General features: G+C 46.8%; 17 protein-coding genes. 15 read left to right on the top strand and 2 right to left on the bottom strand.

The genetic code is table 11. From position 1 onward, the window contains the following. The coding region (locus AN477_RS25315) for a hypothetical protein (RefSeq protein ID WP_211266042.1) at nucleotides 1-270 on the top strand (270 nt) is incomplete at its 5' end. A gap of 154 nt (nucleotides 271-424) precedes the next feature. Here AN477_RS25315 and AN477_RS20230 read toward each other — a convergent pair. Both AN477_RS20230 and bshA read right to left on the bottom strand, forming a co-directional pair. Then, nucleotides 425-730: a hypothetical protein gene (locus AN477_RS20230; RefSeq protein ID WP_157062091.1), complete on the bottom strand. Its 306-nt coding sequence runs from the start codon at nucleotides 728-730 to the stop codon at nucleotides 425-427. Nucleotides 731-797: 67 nt separating this feature from the next. Next, nucleotides 798-1,913: an N-acetyl-alpha-D-glucosaminyl L-malate synthase BshA gene (bshA, locus tag AN477_RS20225; RefSeq protein ID WP_054971000.1), complete on the bottom strand. Its 1,116-nt coding sequence runs from the start codon at nucleotides 1,911-1,913 to the stop codon at nucleotides 798-800. Between the two features lie 131 nt (nucleotides 1,914-2,044). On the opposite strand from bshA, the gene AN477_RS20220 reads away from it, so the two are divergent. The 14 genes from AN477_RS20220 to AN477_RS25310 all read left to right on the top strand — a co-directional run. Then, nucleotides 2,045-4,054: a proton-conducting transporter transmembrane domain-containing protein gene (locus AN477_RS20220; protein WP_083486521.1), complete on the top strand. Its 2,010-nt coding sequence runs from the start codon at nucleotides 2,045-2,047 to the stop codon at nucleotides 4,052-4,054. Nucleotides 4,055-4,067: 13 nt separating this feature from the next. Beyond that, nucleotides 4,068-5,006, top strand: coding sequence for a respiratory chain complex I subunit 1 family protein (locus AN477_RS20215; protein ID WP_054970999.1), 939 nt, complete (start codon nucleotides 4,068-4,070; stop codon nucleotides 5,004-5,006). A 12-nt stretch (nucleotides 5,007-5,018) separates the two neighbouring features. Continuing rightward, nucleotides 5,019-5,660, top strand: coding sequence for a hypothetical protein (locus tag AN477_RS20210; RefSeq protein ID WP_054970998.1), 642 nt, complete (start codon nucleotides 5,019-5,021; stop codon nucleotides 5,658-5,660). 4 nt (nucleotides 5,661-5,664) lie between these two features. Then, entirely contained in the window at nucleotides 5,665-7,143 is a 1,479-nt protein-coding gene (locus AN477_RS20205) for a hydrogenase 4 subunit F (protein ID WP_054970997.1), read from the top strand. Beyond that, nucleotides 7,140-8,651, top strand: a complete 1,512-nt coding sequence (locus tag AN477_RS20200; protein ID WP_054970996.1) for a hydrogenase large subunit — start codon at nucleotides 7,140-7,142, stop codon at nucleotides 8,649-8,651. The genes AN477_RS20205 and AN477_RS20200 overlap by 4 nt, the downstream gene beginning before the upstream one ends. Nucleotides 8,652-8,698: 47 nt before the next feature. Continuing rightward, the gene (locus tag AN477_RS25970) at nucleotides 8,699-9,085 is read left to right on the top strand and encodes an NADH-quinone oxidoreductase subunit I (protein ID WP_425388202.1); all 387 of its coding nucleotides are present in this window, start codon (nucleotides 8,699-8,701) and stop codon (nucleotides 9,083-9,085) included. After that, the gene (locus tag AN477_RS20195) at nucleotides 9,048-9,545 is read left to right on the top strand and encodes an NADH-quinone oxidoreductase subunit B family protein (RefSeq protein ID WP_054970995.1); all 498 of its coding nucleotides are present in this window, start codon (nucleotides 9,048-9,050) and stop codon (nucleotides 9,543-9,545) included. The genes AN477_RS25970 and AN477_RS20195 overlap by 38 nt, the downstream gene beginning before the upstream one ends. Then, on the top strand, nucleotides 9,520-9,849 hold the full coding sequence (locus AN477_RS20190; RefSeq protein WP_054970994.1) for an ArsR/SmtB family transcription factor: 330 nt from the start codon (nucleotides 9,520-9,522) through the stop codon (nucleotides 9,847-9,849). The genes AN477_RS20195 and AN477_RS20190 overlap by 26 nt, the downstream gene beginning before the upstream one ends. Before the next feature lie 947 nt (nucleotides 9,850-10,796). Beyond that, complete coding sequence (locus AN477_RS20180) at nucleotides 10,797-12,197, top strand: hypothetical protein (protein WP_054970992.1); 1,401 nt, start codon at nucleotides 10,797-10,799, stop codon at nucleotides 12,195-12,197. A 30-nt stretch (nucleotides 12,198-12,227) separates the two neighbouring features. Beyond that, entirely contained in the window at nucleotides 12,228-14,258 is a 2,031-nt protein-coding gene (locus tag AN477_RS20175; protein ID WP_054970991.1) for a hypothetical protein, read from the top strand. A gap of 175 nt (nucleotides 14,259-14,433) precedes the next feature. Then, nucleotides 14,434-15,228: a GGDEF domain-containing protein gene (locus AN477_RS20170; protein WP_054970990.1), complete on the top strand. Its 795-nt coding sequence runs from the start codon at nucleotides 14,434-14,436 to the stop codon at nucleotides 15,226-15,228. A gap of 84 nt (nucleotides 15,229-15,312) precedes the next feature. Beyond that, nucleotides 15,313-16,716 carry a lytic transglycosylase domain-containing protein gene (locus AN477_RS20165; RefSeq protein WP_054970989.1) on the top strand — a complete coding sequence of 468 codons (1,404 nt, stop codon included), beginning with the start codon at nucleotides 15,313-15,315 and terminating at the stop codon, nucleotides 16,714-16,716. 71 nt (nucleotides 16,717-16,787) lie between these two features. After that, nucleotides 16,788-17,954, top strand: coding sequence for a hypothetical protein (locus AN477_RS20160; protein ID WP_054970988.1), 1,167 nt, complete (start codon nucleotides 16,788-16,790; stop codon nucleotides 17,952-17,954). Then, a partial coding sequence (locus AN477_RS25310; RefSeq protein WP_211266041.1) for a P-loop NTPase occupies nucleotides 17,932-18,547 on the top strand: 616 nt, incomplete at its 3' end. The genes AN477_RS20160 and AN477_RS25310, both read left to right, overlap by 23 nt.

Below are 18,547 nucleotides of genomic sequence, written 5' to 3'. Positions count from 1 at the left end.
CTGGTCGGATTTTACTTGGTGTACACATTGTCGAAGACAGCGGTTCCTTTTGGTGAGATTGCACTATTTATTGTTGCTTGCGGGGCTCTGGGTGGCATAGCCTGGTTGTGTGTCGCAGGCGCCACCTGTATTCTCTCGCTCGTTCGCCTACCTCTAAATACCGCACCGATCCAAAACCGAGTTGTTGGTGAAAGGGGTGACTGGGCTGAGCAAGCGAAACAGACATGGCACAACAGTTTCCGACTTTTACAAGGGGGGAAGGATGGGTGAACAAAGCATAAAAGCGACCTGTGGTTTGCTAAATCGAAGAATAATCAACAATGCGGATTACATACCACGTTGTTGATATTTTGAAGTTCCTGCACCACCAGCTGCTTCAACACTAACATTAACACAAAATAACAAGTTTACTCGTTCTTTTGCTTCACCATACATGCTTCAATATACATTCAAAATTAGTACTGCACACCTTGTAAACCTCGTCTCGTGTGAAAATGTTTTTAGACGATAGAGCAACTTTTAATTTCTCTTCAAGGATATCCAACTGTTGCTGCATACCTAGATATTGAGAACGGGCATTCTGCTGGAGTACGATATCTGTTTTTGTGGAATGAATTTTTTGAAGCAGTGTGTCTATTTTAGATTGTGTTTCGAAGTATCGTGCCAAGGAAAAATGTACACCCCAGAAACCAAAAAGACCGATAGGTATCAGACCATAGAATATATTCATAATCATTATCTCCTCGAGGGTAATATCCGAAAAAGAATTGACTTTAAAAGGTAGCCGGTTTTTTATGTTATTTACAGAGCCGATCATAATTCGCCTCGTACTCACTTACCTTGTCCCTAATGTGAAAGTGCTTGATTGCACGGTGTCGGGCGTTCTTAGAGAACGCTTGATATCGTGACTCGTCACCCAGTAGTCGGAGCGAGTCCCTCACCATTTTCTCTACATCTCCAATTGGGGCTAAGAAACCAGTAACCCCGTCTTCAACCACTTCAGGTATACCACCCGCTGTTGATCCGATAACAGGGATTCCACACGCCATTGCTTCCAATGCAACTAGACCAAAGCTTTCTTTTTCTGAGGGCAAAAGTAGTAGGTCTGCAGCTGCAACAAGTGAGGCTACTTCTTCCTGTTTCCCTAGAAATAGCACAAAGGGATTTAAGCCAAGTGCCTGTACGCGGTGACGAACGTGGTTGTACTCAGGACCAACACCGACCAGTACAAGCTTTGCAGGAGTCTTCTTCACAATGCGTGCAAAGATGTCGATCACATCATCCATGCGTTTCACTGCCCTGAAATTAGACATGTGGAGTATCACTCGCTCCCCAGTGTGAGCTAGGGAGTGACGAATTTGCGACCCGGCTCCTGGATGGAAGACATCAGTGTCAACAAAGTTGTAGACACACTCGATCGGTTTAGCTGTTTCAAATAATTCTTTCGTTTGCCCGATCAGACTGCGACTCACCGCGGTGACTGCGTCACTCTTTTCTATACCGAGTTGTATGACTTGTTTTAAACCCTCATCCTGTGCGAGGACGGTGATATCCGTCCCATGAAGTGTTGTTACAATTTTCACATCTCGTTCTGCCATTTGTTTTGCAAGATATGCACAAACGGCAAACGGCATCGCATAGTGCGCATGAACCACGTCCAGATTATATTCATCAACGACTTTTGCTATCAGTGCAGCTAGTGAAAAATCATAAGAGGGCGTACGTAAGACGGGATACGTGGCAGCAACGATTTCATGGATATACACGTTTTCTATAAACGTTCCTAGACGAAATGGCACATCCGTTGCCATAAAGTGAATCTCATGTCCATTTCGTGCAAGTGCCTTTCCCAATTCCGTCGCCACCGCGCCAGACCCTCCGACGGTTGGGTAGCAGACGATGCCAATTCGCATGATATTTCACCATTCCTTCATGAGTCTGAATATGTATCATCTTGTCGTTGATTTATATTATGTTCTTCATATATAGTAATATATATAGATTGTAACATTATTTCAAACGGTTTGGAGTGGAGGAACTGATTTTGTCTTCATCAATGGCTCTGGATACCGCTGTAGCTCTAGTCATGAGTTGTATTTTAATTGGCCTGTTCGTTGCAGTGACAAGGCGACTTACATATATTGGCCATGCTGCTGGCGTTGTGACGTCGCTTGGATTTGTGTTCTGTGCCGTCGTGGGGTTGTTCGTTCCGCCTCAGTATGTGTCTATCGCACACGGTGCCTTTGCGTTAACAGCATTAAGTTTTCGAATGAACGCACTTGCTGGATTTTTTGTGTTGGTCATCGGCATCGTGGGGTTATTCGCTTCGGTATATGGTATCGGTTACGTGAGGGAGTACGCCGGGCGTAAGTCCATATCGCTTTTAGTATCGGGGGTACTTATTTTTCTGGGCACCATGGTTTCTGTTGTTCTGGCGGGAAACGTGTTTACGTTTCTTGTCTCGTGGGAATGCATGTCCATCGTGTCGTTCCTATTAGTGATATATGAACATGAACAGCACGAAGTTCAGAGCGCTGGATTCATTTATGTTGTCATGACACACATCGGAACGGTATTTTTAACGATTTCCTTTTTGATAATCGCTCATTACTCTGGCAGTCTCTCCTTCCATGTCATGGATACCAATCACATGCCAGACGGCATGAAGACGCTTGTCTTTTTGTTCGCGTTGATTGGATTTGGTACAAAGGCCGGTCTGGTTCCCCTCCACATTTGGCTTCCAAGGGCACATCCTGTGGCACCAAGTCATGTCTCGGCGCTTATGTCCGGCGTAATGATCAAAATGGCAATGTACGGGTTTATTCTGGTTGTTTTTGAATTCCTGAGAGTCGGACCTGTCTGGTGGGGGATACTCGTTTCGTGCATCGGCGCAATAACGGCACTTTTGGGGGTTCTCCATGCGCTCGCACAACGGGACCAAAAACGAATGTTGGCATATAGCAGCATTGAGAACATGGGGATTATCTTTATGGGGCTTGGTGTAAGCTTGATTTTCACGTCTCTTCATGCTCCGATATTCGCAGCGTTTTCCCTATTGGCTTCTTTGGTTCATGCGTTGAATCACGCACTGTTTAAGAGTCTTCTGTTTTTAGGAGCCGGTGCAGTGCTTTCGAAAACCCACACGAAGAACATGGATCGTCTCGGTGGGATCATCCGAAAGATGCCATGGACAGCCGGCTTTACCCTGATGGGTGCATTGTCAATTTCAGCGATGCCTCCATTCAATGGATTCGTCGGAGAGTGGATGCTGCTTCAATCGGCCTTCGGACTGGCCACGTCAGAACATTCCCCTTGGATAAGTGTGTTCGCTGTGCTGATGGTTGGTGCATTCACCATGACTGGCGCTTTGGTAGCGATGGCATTCGTCCGTTCGTTTGGCAGTACTTTTTTGGCACTACCAAGGAGTGAATCCGCGCAATTGGCGAATGAAGCGGATATGCCCATGCGAATCGGAATGGCTGGCTTGGCGGGGTTATGTTTGCTTACCGGGCTATTCCCAACCAGGTGGGTGGAGATGTTAGGTCGACCAGTACGAGAAATTACCGATGTTACCTTAATAATCAACCCATTTCGATTTGGGTTTAGCGATATTGAACACGCAAATGGTCACCTTTCACTGATTTCGGTCCTCATGACTTCGGTATTGGCACTCATTTTTCTGTGGTGGATTCTTCGTTTGGTTGGGCGACGTACTTCGATGGTACGTCAAGAGACTTGGGCCTGTGGCGGCATGTTGACGCCACTTATGACATACACAGCGAGCGGCTACAGCAAGCCAGTTCGGGTTGCGTTTCAACAAATTCTTCGACCCTCTCGCACATTAAAACGTACGGAAGGAAGTGTATATTTTCCATCCAAATTCGTGTATGTCAGTAAATTCACCTCGTTTGCCGAGACTTATTTGTATCGTCCTGTCATTCAAACAGTTCTACGTATGGCTCGTATTGTACGGGCCATTCAAAATGGACAAGTTCAAAGTTATTTGGCGTATTTGTTTGTCACTCTAATCGTGATTCTGATATTGGTAAAGTGAGGTGAAACCAGGCATGATACCCGTGCTTCTTGAGATTTTACAAGTTATTTTTCTTATTGGCGTTTCACCACTTATCCAGGGGATTGTGAAAAAGACAAAGGCTTTCCTTCAGGGGCGTCAGGGTCCATCGATTTGGCAACCTTATTATGATTTGCGCAAGTATATGAACAAAGATGAAGTCGTATCTGTTCATGCATCGTGGCTCTTTTTGATCACTCCTTATGTCGTGTTTGCAACGACGATTGCTGTTGTAGCCATGCTCCCTGTGTTCATGACCCATACGCTGTTGTCCTTTACAGGACAGTTAGTACTCGTCGTCTATTTGTTTGGCATGGCCCGATTCTTTACAGCACTTTCGGGAATCGATACAGGAAGTTCATTTGGAGCCATGGGATCGAGCCGAGATATGTTTGTATCTGCATTGGCTGAACCAGTCCTTTTTACGACATTACTTGCAGTCGCGTTGCCAGTGAAAACCACCAATCTCACGCTGATAACCGAACGTGTTGTTTCAGGTCATGCACTCCTTTTATCGCCGACATTTTACTTGGCGTTTTTGGCTTTCTTCATTTTAGTGATTACAGAGACCGGTAGAATTCCAGTCGATAATCCGGATACGCATTTGGAACTAACCATGATTCACGAAGGAATGCTGCTTGAGTATTCCGGGAAACGTTTGGGCCTCATGATGTGGAGTGCGTGGATGAAACAAGCCCTCATGTATACTCTGCTGATGGATTTCTGCCTGCCGTGGGGGATTTCTTTGGAAGGTAAAGGACCTATGCTCATTGCAGATTTCGTATTCGTTTTCTTGAAGCTCGTTGTGATGGCAATCGTTGTAGCGTTTGTAGAGATGTCGTACGCGAAAATACGGTTCTTTCGTATTCCGAGGCTGTTGTCGGCAGCGTTTGCCTTGTCCATGATTGCTATCGTGACGGAGTATTTACTTTAAGGAGAATGTATCATGGTACTCTTACAAGCGTTATCGGTTGTGTTAATGATGAGCACCCTGGCTCTTCTCTGGATTAAGCCAATCGGCACCGCCATCAAGATATTGTCAGCTCAATCCCTGATTCTTGGGCTTATGGCCATACTCATTGCGGTGCGAACAGCTACTCCAGATTTATATATTATGGGCGGGTTAACCATCCTCATGAAGGCCATCGGTATTCCATGGATCCTTTGGTGTACCCTTCGGAAAGTTGGAATGAAACGAGAAACTGAAAAACTGGTCGGGAGGGAACTCTCCATACTTTGTGGGGGCGCACTACTGGCCATCGGTTATATCGTGACAGCAAGATTGCATCTTTCGGCATTAAACTTGGGTCGAGAATATCTACCCATTTCGATTTCGATGCTACTCATTGGCCTTTTCATCATGATGACGCATCAAAAAGCCATTATGCAAGGAATCGGCCTGGTTGTGATGGAGAATGGTCTGTTTATGGTTGCACTTGTCACGACATACGGGATGCCGTTCCTCGTAGATATCGGGGTCTTTCTAGATGTGTTTGTAGCGGTGATTCTCATTAGTATGCTGACTTACCGGATCGACAAAACGTTCCAAAGTACACACACAGAAAACTTGCGTAGGCTTCGGGGGTGAGAAAATGGTAGCATTTTTATCTGTGGCAGTGCCAACAGCAACTGGGGTTCTCGCCCTCTTAATCCAGCGGGCATGGTTGCGTGAAATGATTCATCTGATTGGCAGTATTGCCACAACTTTCATCGGATTTCTGTTGGTTTGGAAAGTGACCCTTCATGGCCCCATGACAAGTCAAAATCAATTTTTTCACATTGATGCACTCAGTGCCGTTATTCTGGCTATCATTTCGATTGTGAGTTTGACCACTTCCTTGCATTCTATCGGCTACATTCGCCATGAACAACAGGAAGGGCTTTTGAATGTACGGCAGACCAGGCAGTACTACATGTTGTACCACTTGTTTATTGCAACGATGGTACTTGTGGCCGTCGTCAACAACATGGGGCTTCTCTGGGTCAGTATCGAGGCGACCACTGTGGTATCGGCTTTCTTAGTGGCCATTTACAAAAAAGGTGAAGCGCTTGAAGCAACGTGGAAGTATCTCATGATTTGTAGTGCCGGCATCGCCTTCGCGCTTTTGGGAGTCATTATCCTTTATGCGTCATCTATTGCCAAACTTGGATCAAATAATCAAGTCTTGAATTGGACGGTTTTGTCCAATTCCCATCTTGTGTTGCAACCAGATCTCGTTGCCCTGTCTTTTGTTTTTATCATGGTTGGGTTCGGAACAAAGGTTGGACTGGCCCCGATGCATTTCTGGCTTCCAGATGCACATAGTCAAGCTCCTTCCCCAGTCAGTGCTCTGCTGTCAGGCGTTTTACTCAATTGTGCCATGTTGGGGTTAATTCGGTTTGGTATTGTTGCTGAGAATACCATTCATGGACAATTGATTGAGCATCTGTTCATTGGGTTTGGTTTGCTCTCCGTTGTGGTTGCTTTCCCGTTCATTCTCGTGCAGAAAGATTTCAAACGAATGCTGGCATTTTCAACGGTCGAACACATGGGGATTATCGCCGTTGCGCTGGGTATTGGCGGTTCCTTAGGATACGCTGCTGCACTCCTTCAAATGTTCAATCATTCGATGGGGAAATCGATGCTCTTTCTGACTGCGGGTAATGTCAATCAGAAGTACAAGTCTAAGCAGATGCCGCGGGTGTTTGGGGTACTTCGAGCCATGCCTTTTACAGGATTCGTATTTCTTGTCGGCACGCTGGCGATTACAGGCGTCCCGCCTTTCAACATATTCACCAGCGAATTTTCCATCTTTGTCGCGGGATTTAGGCAGGGGCATGCAGTGACAACAAGTGTTCTCATTCTCTTTATCGCTTTCATTTTTGCGGCCCTGATGTTTCATATGATGAAGATGATTTTTGGAGAAGACGTTCGGGAGCGGATGACAAAAGGTGAGGTCAGTCGATGGACTGCAATTCCGCTCGTTTTACCTTTGTTTTTCGTCGTGATATTCGGTCTTTACATGCCCGCGTCATTTACACACCTGATCCACCAAGCATCGTTAGTCCTTGCGGGAGGAAGTCGCGTATGAAAACAACTCGGGTAATCGTGGGCCCGCAAGAGCTGCTCAATGCATGTTGTACAGTCATCAATGATCACGGCCGTTTTATCACGATGGTTGCATCTGATGAGTGCGGAATGGGTATTGACCGATTTGTGGTACGTTATATTTTTGCACATGATGGGAAATCCATGCTGACGGTGGTGGAAAGCGTGGTCCCGGAAAGTGACCCCACTTATCCCTCGGTATCTTCTATGATTCCGGCTGCATCGTGGGCGGAACGGGAAGCGCATGATCTCTTTGGCATTTTTCCAATTGGACACCCGGATTTACGCCCCTTGGTTTTACATGAACATTGGCCAGAAGGTGTGTATCCACTACGAAAGGATTATGCTTTAACAGAAAAGCAAGAACAGGATTTCTCTCGTTCGTGGTCGTATCCGAAGGTAGAAGGGGAAGGCGTGTTCGAAGTTCCTGTTGGACCAATTCATGCAGGAGTGATTGAGCCGGGCCATTTCAGATTTCAGGTCATGGGGGACTCCGTGCTTCATCTAGAGGCGAAGCTTTTTTACACCCATCGCGGTATTGAGAAACGCAGTGAGGGAATGCCCGTGGAGAAGGGATTGTATCTCGCTGAGCGTATTTGCGGTGTGTGCAGCGTTTCTCATGCATTGTCCTACGTTCAGGCGATTGAAAACATTTCAGGAACGGAGGTTCCTGAAAGAGCCACTTTCTTGCGTGTTCTATTTGCTGAAATGGAGCGCTTATATAATCACGTTGGCGACATTGGGAACATGTGTGCTGGGATCGGCTACGCATACGGAATCAATCACGGCGCTCGTTTAAAAGAACAGCTCATGCAGATGAATGACTTTGTCATTGGACACCGGTTTCTAAGAGGTTCTATCGCTCTCGGGGGAATTACAGAGAATATCACGGAAGAGAAGCTGATGTTTATTGAAGTCACGTTACAACAAGTTCAGAAAGATCTCAATGAGATTGTCGGACAGATTTTGTCCCATGACACGGTGGTGAATCGTTTTTCGAACGCAGGTGTTTTATCTGAACAAATTGCTCGGGAACTTTTCACGGTGGGACCGACGGCTCGTGCATCGAATTACGACGTAGACGTTCGGCGTGATCTGCCGTATGCAGCATATTCCCAACTCGCCTTTGATGTGCCTACCCTGACACAGGGTGATGTGTTGGCTCGGTTCAAACAAAGATTTCTTGAAGCAAGGCAGTCCTTTCAGATAATCGAGCAAGTCATAAAAAATATGCCTAAAGGGGATATTTGTGTTCCAATTGGAGATTTACATCCTTATTCCTTCGGTATAGGGATTACGGAATCTCCGCGTGGAGAAAATCTCCATTTTGTGATGACCGGCGAGAACAACACCATTTATCGTTACCGAGTCCGTTCTGCACCCTATGCGAATTGGCCCGCCGTACCACTTTGCGTGCCCGGCAATATTATTCCGGATTTTCCGCTCATTAATAAAAGCTTTGAGCTGTGTTATGCATGTTGCGATCGTTAGTTGCCATTCACTCTTGAGATTGAGAGGAGATCTTACAGTTGATTGAAGTGGTAAAAAGGCTTTGGAAGCATGGGATTGGCACGATTCCAAAACATGAGATTCAGCGCGTTGTCGGTAGAGGAAAATTATCATTTGATGTCGCACGGTGCAATGCTTGCGGCGATTGCGCTCTAGAATGTTCCACTGAAGCGTTGTCTTTACGTGATACCGAAAACGGGTTTTTATTCTCTATAGCACACGGCACTTGCATTTCGTGTCGTGTGTGTACAGAAGTTTGCCCAACAGGTGCATTTTCGATAATGAATGAACCCATACCGAGTGTTCGACAACGAGATGAGCTGGTCGCTCATTACACAATAACCGGTACTCAAATGGAACAGAAAGGGGAAATACAAAATGATCGAAATCGAAGAGAAGTTGTCTTCAAGAATTAAGCAATGTTTTGGGCGCTCTCTGCATATTCGACATGTAGACTCCGGGTCATGTAATGGATGTGAGTTTGAGACAACGGCACTTATGAACCCGGTGTATGACATTCAACGATTTGGCATCGACTTTGTGGCGTCTCCAAGGCATGCTGATATGCTTCTTGTTACAGGCGGCGTAACTCGAAACTTAGAAGAAGCGTTGCGAAAAACATATGAGGCTGTGGCACATCCCAAAATGCTGGTGGCCATCGGTGCATGTGCATGTGTGGGAGGAATGATTGGAAGCACGTACGCGAATTTAGGTGGCGTCGATAAAATCTTCCCTGTATCTGTGTATGTTCCAGGGTGTCCACCACGTCCCCAAGCAATTTTGGAAGGGATATTGCACGCAATCGAGCGGTCGCACGAATTGGAATCCCCACGAAAGGGAAATGGTGCATATGCTACAGGAACTTCAAACGTTTAAGGCAGAGTTTTTTAAGGCATTGTCAAATCCATTTCGTATTCGAATTTTAGAGTTGTTACGAGATGGAGATAAGTATGTACATGAGTTGCAGGAACACATGGGTGTTGACAATGCTGTCGTGTCACAACAATTGGCGATATTACGCAGTAAAAACATCGTTTTAGGGGTAAAGGAAGGAACGAAAGTCATGTACTCCGTACGTGACCCCCTAGTATTCCAGTTACTCGACATCGCCAAGGAAATCTTCCAGAACAATTTAACCAATACCGTACAGATGTTGCAGGAAATGAATAACACGGATTAATCCCCTTGATTTGCACACTACACTATTAATTTATGTGGAATATAACCCGGCTATGCCGGGTTATAGCCTGGTCGTTGTTAAGGGGTGAGTACAATTGTTCAGTGTGGGCCAGAAGGTTAAAGTTGTTGCGGGCTCTTATTTTATTGGTTTATATGGGTACATCGTGACTGTCAGTCTTAGTACATGTGATGTTGAGGTTGTTTACAACCCATCCTTTTCGCAAAACTCCATCGTATTCCCGTGGACATTTCTATTTTCAGAACTGGAACCAATCAATGATGAATCAGATAATGCCTAGATCAGTTAATCGATTAGAAGTCCTCGCCGAGTAATGGGGTTATAAATTTCGCCATCCAGATATTCACCCCTTTGTTTTGTGTGAATATTAATATAATTGAGCGTTTTGCAGAATGGTTTTCATCGATATTCAGAACACTGTATATAGCGCAAAAATGGTTGATCGTACGCTATATATAGGATCCGAGACTGTGAAAATGTAATTCTGCAAAACGCTCAATTCAATTCTTGAAAGAGAATCAAATACCTAATAACAGTGATAGTAAGCAGATTGATTGTTCTAATGAGGCGGGCCTGAAGCAGAATTAAATCCCCAAAACCCTATTATTGCCCGAAGAAGAGGAACATACTCGTGAACCACGTAAACAATAGGGCATTTTGGAGATTATTCTTGGAGATTTGCCCTTGAACAGTTCAAAGGACACCGCACGATTTCTGCTTATCTCGTTTGGAGGCTTTAAACATCACATCCGACATTTCTATTCATTTCTCTTTCTTAGCACTCCCCGCACGGGCTGTATCTCTCCTGCATCGGCACACACCGGTTAAGTCCCACACCCTAAGGAATTGGTCCCAAAATGGCACTTTCGCGAAGCTGGTTGATGATAGACTTCGCATCAATGGATGACTAATTTGGGGGGGATTGATGGATGAACAAAATAACGCTTGCGCTCGCTTCGAGCACCACCATAGTGGCTGGGGTCGTGATGGGATTTCCCTCAACTGCCCTGGCAGCACCCAGTCACAAACCGTACGTGACACACATCTATCTGGATGGCAAGAACATTAGCAATCCATATCACATCGTAGCCAAGGAAAATCCGACGGCCCAGCAACCGACAAGTTGGATCCCGATTTGGCACCTGTTTCAGGCACTCAAATCGCTAAATATTCAATCGACCTGGGACGGGGAAACGTGGAATCTGCAATTACCTTCAGGCATGAACGCGGACCTGGGTAGTATTCCAGCACAACAAACAGTGAACGTAAACGAAATGGAAATTTCGCTAAACGGAACTGTGGTACAGTATGCACCGCGTATTGCTTATAAGGACCCAGGTGGGAACGTTGTAACAAGCTACGCTCCCATTTGGTACCTCATGCAAGTATTGAAGCGCGTAGACATTCAGTATTCCTGGAACGGAACCGACTGGAAAATGAATCAGGCTACAAACACTGACAAGCTCGATGTTGTACAAGGCTTTATCACAGCATTGCATATTTTGCCGGATTCTAATGGAACAAATCCATTTGATGATGTTCCCGATAGTGACTGGCCTTATGTCCATGCTGCAATCGAACATGGATACTTCCAGCCAACCAGTTCAACACATTTTGGATCGTTAGATGATATCAATATGAGCACCGTTGATCATGCTTATCAAGCGTACATTGGTATACCTGATAACGAGATGGGATGGCAAGCTGGTGGGGACCTAGCAAAATGGGCGAATATCATTGGGTTGAATAATGACATCAGTACTTCAGTTCCTATGTCAACGGCAGATGTGGCACAAATGACTGGGAACTTGACTCGACTCTTCAATGGGTATTACAAAGACAGCTCAGGATCGTATCACTTGGTGTTCAAACCGTACAATGCATATCCGATTTATCACTCAAACAGGGTAGTAACAGAATCCTTTGTTTCGTTAGGGCAGGCAGATGCCGTCCGTAACATAGACGGCATTGCGATGACCAATACCGGTAGCCATGAAGTCTATCAAATTCCCGGTTTGTCAAGTAAAGCTCCAGAAGAGTTAACAGTTGGGAACATTGGTATTGCTACAAGCAATACCTACTTCAGTCTGAATCACGGAGGTAGTTGGGGGTTTGCGGAGGGCTTCTTTGGCTACGACTCACGAGACCCAGATAACGGGGGAACACCAAATCCACCAAGCAGTGTACTTGTGAAAGACGTTGGCGAAACCAAAATCAATGCAGCTCAAATCAATCAATACGACGGAATTACATTTGGATCGGTAGATATCACATTTGATGCAAATGGAGTTCCGCAATTCTCCTATTCCAGTGGGGCGGCAAACCAATAAACAGGATGCCAACTGAAAGGAGGGGAGAAATTGCAGGTTAAGCCTACATTACGCATGGTCGCCGTTGGGACTTTGGCTTGTTTAGCTGTTGTGTTCAGTGACGCAAGTTACGCGTTCGCATATATAAGTCGCGGATGGAGTCCGCCAAGCACAGCAGGTGACTTTGCAAATACCCAGTATGGAATGATGATTCAAGGTGGAGCAGACTTTCAAGTTGCCCAATCTAGTGAGCCTGATTTAGCTGGGATGAGCAATGAAGACTTATTTCGATACGGGGCTGATGGAATCACCATTGTCGGAGGGACAGATTCGCTAGGTGGTATTTGGCATTTCGATCGTGTTTCACACAACGGTATCCCCATTGACTCGAACAATGGCTATCTTGAAGTTAATGATGACACATCAACCATCGACCAGTGGAGCGCTGCCTTGAACGGAGATCAGTCGTATGTTACCTCGCAGTTGTGGCACACGACTTGGGGAGATCGGGCTGGCGACCAATTTAACACAGTGTCCATCTCTCAAATTGTTGAAGAATCGGGCGCAGAATTTGCACCAAACGCGGATGACTATAACTATACGGTGTACGCCACACAGCCGCCTAAAGCTACAGTTGGGGTCGTAGGACCAACGCAAACCGTCCAGCAGGGTCAGAATGTCGAATTCTACAACCACGCCTATATCGAGGGATACCATTCTAACTATCATTTCGAATATGTAGAGGTCACGAATTCTAGTGGGCAAAACGTAACAAACCAGGCTTTCAGTGAAAATTCTCTTCAAGGGAGAGCACCTTACAACGGAGAGGCAATATATGCCCCGAATGGTGCTGCTATGGTGGAAGTAAACGGAGGTGGGCCGACAAGTGAGCCACCATCTTACGTGGAAACTGTAGACGGTGGGAGCTTCCAACCGAATATTATCAACACATCCAACCTTGCGCCGGGTAACTATACAATTACGCTTTATGTGAAGGATTGGTTTAACCGTTCTGCAAATGCTGCTACGGCGACGTTCACCGTAACACCAGGAAGTAATAATCCGCCACCTCCGACTGGTGGTAATCCACCCACACCACCGCCGCCACCACCTGGGGGAGGAGGAGGTGGTGGATCATCGTGCCCCGCTGCAACAGTTCCACCTGAACCGGCGAATCAAGTGTTGAGTTACAACTGGGCACCTGACGGGTCTGGCGGGCAAATTTTAACTTGGACGGATACCAATTGGGTGCTTCAGACCACCACGGATTCCGACGGATGTCTTATGTATGAGTGGGTAGATCAGCCAAAGACATATTCTCATGACTATCCGCTCAACATCAGTAACCTACAGATTACTGGACTGTTTTATGATCCCGGTCGACCGGGAGATTTATGGTCTCCATCGAATCCATCTGCTTCTCAGGAGAACAATGATGGATATTCAGACGGGTCCACCGTTGACGGGAATCCAAGTTTACCGACATACGGAAATCCTGGTGGGTCCCCGGTTGTATATACCAGAGTCGGTGGTGGGTTTTCATTCCGGTTGATGTGGACAGGCTCCCCACATGATATGCCTGCAAGTGCTGACGTAACGTATAACCTGGTAAATCCGGATGGTGAGACACGGAGTTGGACAAAGGCATTTGAGTTACTGCCACAGACGATATTCAACCAAGGGGACGTTCCGGTTTGGGATCCCTACGGCAATGGGTACCCGCCAACTGCGACGGAATACGGATGGGCATACACATCGATTCCAAAGTACGCAAGTCCAGGCACTCCGAGTTCTTATTCAGAGTTGACGGCTTGGAATTTAACAGGCGATTCGATCGGTTCGGCTCATATTGAAGCAAATGTGACCTTCACGACGGGTATGGGGTCAACAGTCACGTGGCACCATCCGGATTTAGCGCAAATGCTAGGGTATCCAACGTGGTACTACATCCATGAGACTCCGGAACCAGACGCCCAGTATGAGCAGACTCAACCGAACTATACACGTAACTTTATGTACTCTCTTCCTCAGATTCAGGAGAATGGACAGTTGCTACCTGCATATATAACGCCAGCGCCATAATGGAATTAAACAAACGAGCTTCTCCTTTCGAGGAGAGGCTTGTTTGTTTTCAGTTTGTTCATCGTTATCCGAAATCTGAAGGTTTTTCAGTAGGCAATTGTCTGCCAAACATGGCGTGACAATGGCACGGATGTCCCTTTTATGGTTGCTACGCTTCGATGTAAGGGGGGATACCATGCACCCATACATTGTGCTAATTGAACAACTCTCATCTGGGGTTTCGTGGGAAGATGCCGTGACGTCATTCTGGATCGACGTTGGTGCTGCGAGGGTGGAGCGCTTTGTCGAAGGTCATCTCGCGATGGCAAGAGATTTATCAGTGGAAGCCGGTCTAGTGATGGATGTGGAAGTTCTTCAGGTCGAACTATCCAGTGCGACGTACAAGCTGTATCGCTGTAAGGGATCGCCACTTGTAAATGAAACGGACACCATTCGATTCATTAAGGGACTGGATTGGTTGCTCCATGACCGTGAATTTCTTTACGAGAGTGCGATTCACGATGCGTTAACCGGAGCACTTAATCGCCGTGGATTGAACGAGTGGTTTGAACAACGTCGGAGAAGTGAAGGTGGCTTTGTTCTCGCGTTTTTCGATTTTGACCACTTCAAGGAGCTCAACGATACTAAGGGACATCATCAGGGGGATGAGGCACTCAAAGAAGTGACAACCGTATTACAAAGGATGTTGCGAAGTACAGATGTGGTGGCGCGCTTAGGGGGAGATGAATTTGTCTTCGTCGTTGACGGAGTACCTTGCCATGCAAATATAAAGGCACGTCTAGCAACAATCATCCGGCAACTTCCTCTCAATAAATACGGACTGACGCTTACATTGGGGACAGCTTGTTACCCGAGTCACGGTACTGAGTTAGCACAACTGATTGCAAAAGCTGATTCGGGGCTGTACCGAGGTAAGGCACAAGGGCGAAATACGATCGTACTGTGGGAGGAATCCAATCAAGATGGTTGAACGAGTGTCATCTAAACCAGAGTGGAATGTGACTGAACTGCAGGAGTTTGGTCCCACCGCATTGCCCATTATGAGGTATTTCCATTGAGACGTTTTCTACAAATTTTGAGCATTCCCAGAGACCCAAAAGATGTGTTCCGCTGGCTGATTTCCCAACTCATTCTGTCGTTCGGCGCCGGATGGATTCTCGGCTTTGCAGCTTTGTTTATCGCCGCAGTGATGCTTTTTGGCTTTCTGGTTGATGACTATCATGGAAATGGTTCTGGAGGACTGGACAATTCTGCGTACGGTATCTCACTTAATTCGGAAACGACGGCTCAAAACAAGGCATTGCTTACCCATTACGATGAAGTCGCCTCCACCTGGGAGTCAGGACTCAGTGAGAACCAAATTGGACAAGTTCAAACCGATCAGGTTGATTTGCCCGGGGCCGTCCTTCTTGGGGTTGGCAAGATGGTGAATAACTTTTCTCCAACCAACGGCCACCTGTATTACAGCTATCTAGCTCCCATGTACACATGGCATACGTTTACAGATATCACCATTACCTATCACGAGGTCACGGAGCAAATTAGGGGCCAGACGGTAACGTCGTGTCAGGCCACAGAACAGAAAACGCCCGTGACGATGTTGATGACAGCCAACACCTGGGACGGTACGCTGGTCAATTCCTATCAATGGGTAACGGCGCGTACAGGCAGTGGATGTAGTGGCACGTATACCAAGAAAATCGAGTTGGCGAATACGAAGAGAACATATGACTGGTCAAGAATTTGGAATCTCTTTTCGCACGTTCGGGCCCAAAGCGATGGGGAGTCGTTTACGATAAAGCCCAATCAGACCAATCAAGATACACTGGCTGGTCTCATTGGCTCTGTCAATTACGGCATAACAGATCCATATGTCCAAACCATGGTGAATACCATTCTCTTCTCAAGTGGTTCAGATGTGACGCTGACAGGGCATGTGTCACCAGCAGATGGAAACACGATTCACGACATCCTGCGATGGAAAGACGAGATTAATGCTGCCGCAAAGAAGTATCAGGTTCCAGCTGTTCTCATTGCCGGTGTGATGTATCAGGAATCTGGTGGTCGACAACACTCTTCGGATGCCAGCCTGAAGATCTCGTCCGCAGGTGCGATTGGCCTCATGCAGGTTGAACCCTCTACTGCAGCCGGACTTACGTTCGATGGAAAGCCAATTGGTCCAAACGCGTATGCAGATTTGGCGAACCCGTTCATGAACATTGAGATTGGGTCCATGTATTTATCAGAGCTGTACCATCAGTTTGGTGATAATCCGTCTGAGGCGGAAGCAGCGTACAATGCCGGACCTGGTGCAGAGGAAACGGCACTTGCACAGGGCAATCAAGTGGCTCAAAATGAGCAAACCATACAGTACGTACAAAACATTCAGGCAAGCTGGATCCCCGCACTAACCTCCTATTTTGGCTCGAACACAAGTCTCTCAGCAGGCACAAATTGAGCTGGCATGATGTTGGCACAAACCGTATCCATTGATGTTGTACCGTATCGTTCAGGAAGGAGGTCAACATTGTGCTGTATCTAGCATTTCCTACTGACTTGCGCGACCGATATCAAAAGAGTGAGTGGCTGGTATACGGAAAAATGGTGAGCGAAACCTTGTTCACACCACAGGACATTTTGGTGTTATCTGAGTGGACCGTTCCAGACCGCATGGAACTGGTACAGACCATGTACCGGGTGCGTGAACAAGGGGCGAGGGTCATTTTTGTTGGCCCATCACAGAGTGAGACGGACGACTTTAAGCGTCAGTTATGCCTGATGGGTGTCTTTGATTTTGCATTTTTCGGAGACGAAATTCTGCTTGGCACCATTGATGAACTGATTGAGCATCCGCGGACACCGATGGATGTCAAAGCGTACATGGATCAGGGCAGTGATGCATTGACAGAACTTCCGCCTGTAGTGGACGTGTACGAGGAAGAAACGGACTCTGAACCAGCGTTAGAGGAAGAAACAAATACGTCAAAAGGGTTTGGGGGCATCGGACAACTCTTCCGACGACGCAGCAATACGAATGAAGACGCGTCGGAATTGCTCACGGATCATGGTCAAGACGCTGATATGCGTCCCGTCGTAAAAAAGTTTGTATGGCCAAACCCGAAGGCAGTTCATGTTCGCATTCTTGGTGAGCCTGGATCCGGCAAAACTTTCGTAGCGTGGAATTTGGCTGCCATCTGCAACCGTCGAGAATTACCCGCTGCCGTCATTGAGGAGAGTTCCTTGCCACTCATTGATTGGACCGACATCAAGACCGGTGTACATGTGTATCAAGAGAAGCCGAAGAAAGGGTATCGTGTCCTTTTGGACACCAGGCCATGGGAAGATTGTATTCCATCCGAGGCGGACTTAGTTGTTGCGGTATGTTGGCCGGACAAGACCCGAATTGAACGCATGGCACTCGCGCTTCATCAACAGATGATTTCACCGGACCAAGTATGCTGGGTTATCAACCGTCATGATTCAGCGTTATCCCTTCCGGTGAAGTTGGATGGTGATTATGTCGTGTTACCGCATGAACCTCGCCAGTTTGCGGCGATGCGCATGAAAAAACCCTTGGTTGAACTAGATGACGCATTTTCGAATCTGTTTGGCCCCATCGCGGATCGTATTTCCGAGCTGTTCATTCAAAACTCGAAAGGAGGTACACCGCTTCATGTGGATGCTGTTGGAGTATGACCGAGTCATTCAGAACAAAGCGATAGCCCTGATGGAACGAAGTGGTTTGCAGGCAATCGGAGTCGATCACGAAGAGCAACTGGCACAAATCAAATATTCCAATGTTGAACTGCTCCTTATTGGTACCGGTTGGCAGGAAGCGACGATAAACCATCTGCGGGAGCAAGGCGCATCGTGTCCATCTGTATATATTGCCTCCGAGTTAAATGACGAGAGTTATGAGACCGCTCGTAGGCTGGGATGTGTGGATGCGGTATCTTACCCTTTGCCAATCGATTACCTAAAACGCTGGGCACCTGTTGTGGACGTTTCTAAAGTGCCGCAAAAACTTGATGAGGAACCTTTGACACCACTTGATGAGGTGTTGCGATCGAAGAACGCTCTCAACAAGAAACGTACATACACCAGGGCAAACACAGTTCATGAAAGCACGCAGGTGGATGAAACATCCATGGTGGGGCGTGGCCGCGTGATCGCTGTGCATAGCGCGCGTGGCGGAGTTGGGAAATCGCTGCTTGTATCCATGATCGCAAGACAGATGGCACAACGAAATTACACCGTTGCCATCGTCGATCTGGATCCGCTAGGAAACC

Source organism: Paenalicyclobacillus ferrooxydans, assembly GCF_001399675.1.
Classification (GTDB): domain Bacteria; phylum Bacillota; class Bacilli; order Alicyclobacillales; family Alicyclobacillaceae; genus Alicyclobacillus_B; species Alicyclobacillus_B ferrooxydans.
The sequence above is the reverse complement of the archived record's forward strand: the minus strand, read 5'-3'. Positions and strand labels throughout refer to the sequence as shown.

Excerpts from the sequence above, each read along its gene's own strand:
- AN477_RS20230 (WP_157062091.1), bottom strand. The coding sequence starts at position 730 with ATGAATATATTCTATGGTCTGATACCTATCGGTCTTTTTGGTTTCTGG.
- bshA (WP_054971000.1), bottom strand. The coding sequence starts at position 1,913 with ATGCGAATTGGCATCGTCTGCTACCCAACCGTCGGAGGGTCTGGCGCG.
- AN477_RS20215 (WP_054970999.1), top strand. The coding sequence starts at position 4,068 with ATGATACCCGTGCTTCTTGAGATTTTACAAGTTATTTTTCTTATTGGC.
- AN477_RS20210 (WP_054970998.1), top strand. The coding sequence starts at position 5,019 with ATGGTACTCTTACAAGCGTTATCGGTTGTGTTAATGATGAGCACCCTG.
- AN477_RS20205 (WP_054970997.1), top strand. The coding sequence starts at position 5,665 with ATGGTAGCATTTTTATCTGTGGCAGTGCCAACAGCAACTGGGGTTCTC.
- AN477_RS20200 (WP_054970996.1), top strand. The coding sequence starts at position 7,140 with ATGAAAACAACTCGGGTAATCGTGGGCCCGCAAGAGCTGCTCAATGCA.
- AN477_RS20195 (WP_054970995.1), top strand. The coding sequence starts at position 9,048 with ATGATCGAAATCGAAGAGAAGTTGTCTTCAAGAATTAAGCAATGTTTT.
- AN477_RS20190 (WP_054970994.1), top strand. The coding sequence starts at position 9,520 with ATGCTACAGGAACTTCAAACGTTTAAGGCAGAGTTTTTTAAGGCATTG.
- AN477_RS20180 (WP_054970992.1), top strand. The coding sequence starts at position 10,797 with ATGAACAAAATAACGCTTGCGCTCGCTTCGAGCACCACCATAGTGGCT.
- AN477_RS20170 (WP_054970990.1), top strand. The coding sequence starts at position 14,434 with ATGCACCCATACATTGTGCTAATTGAACAACTCTCATCTGGGGTTTCG.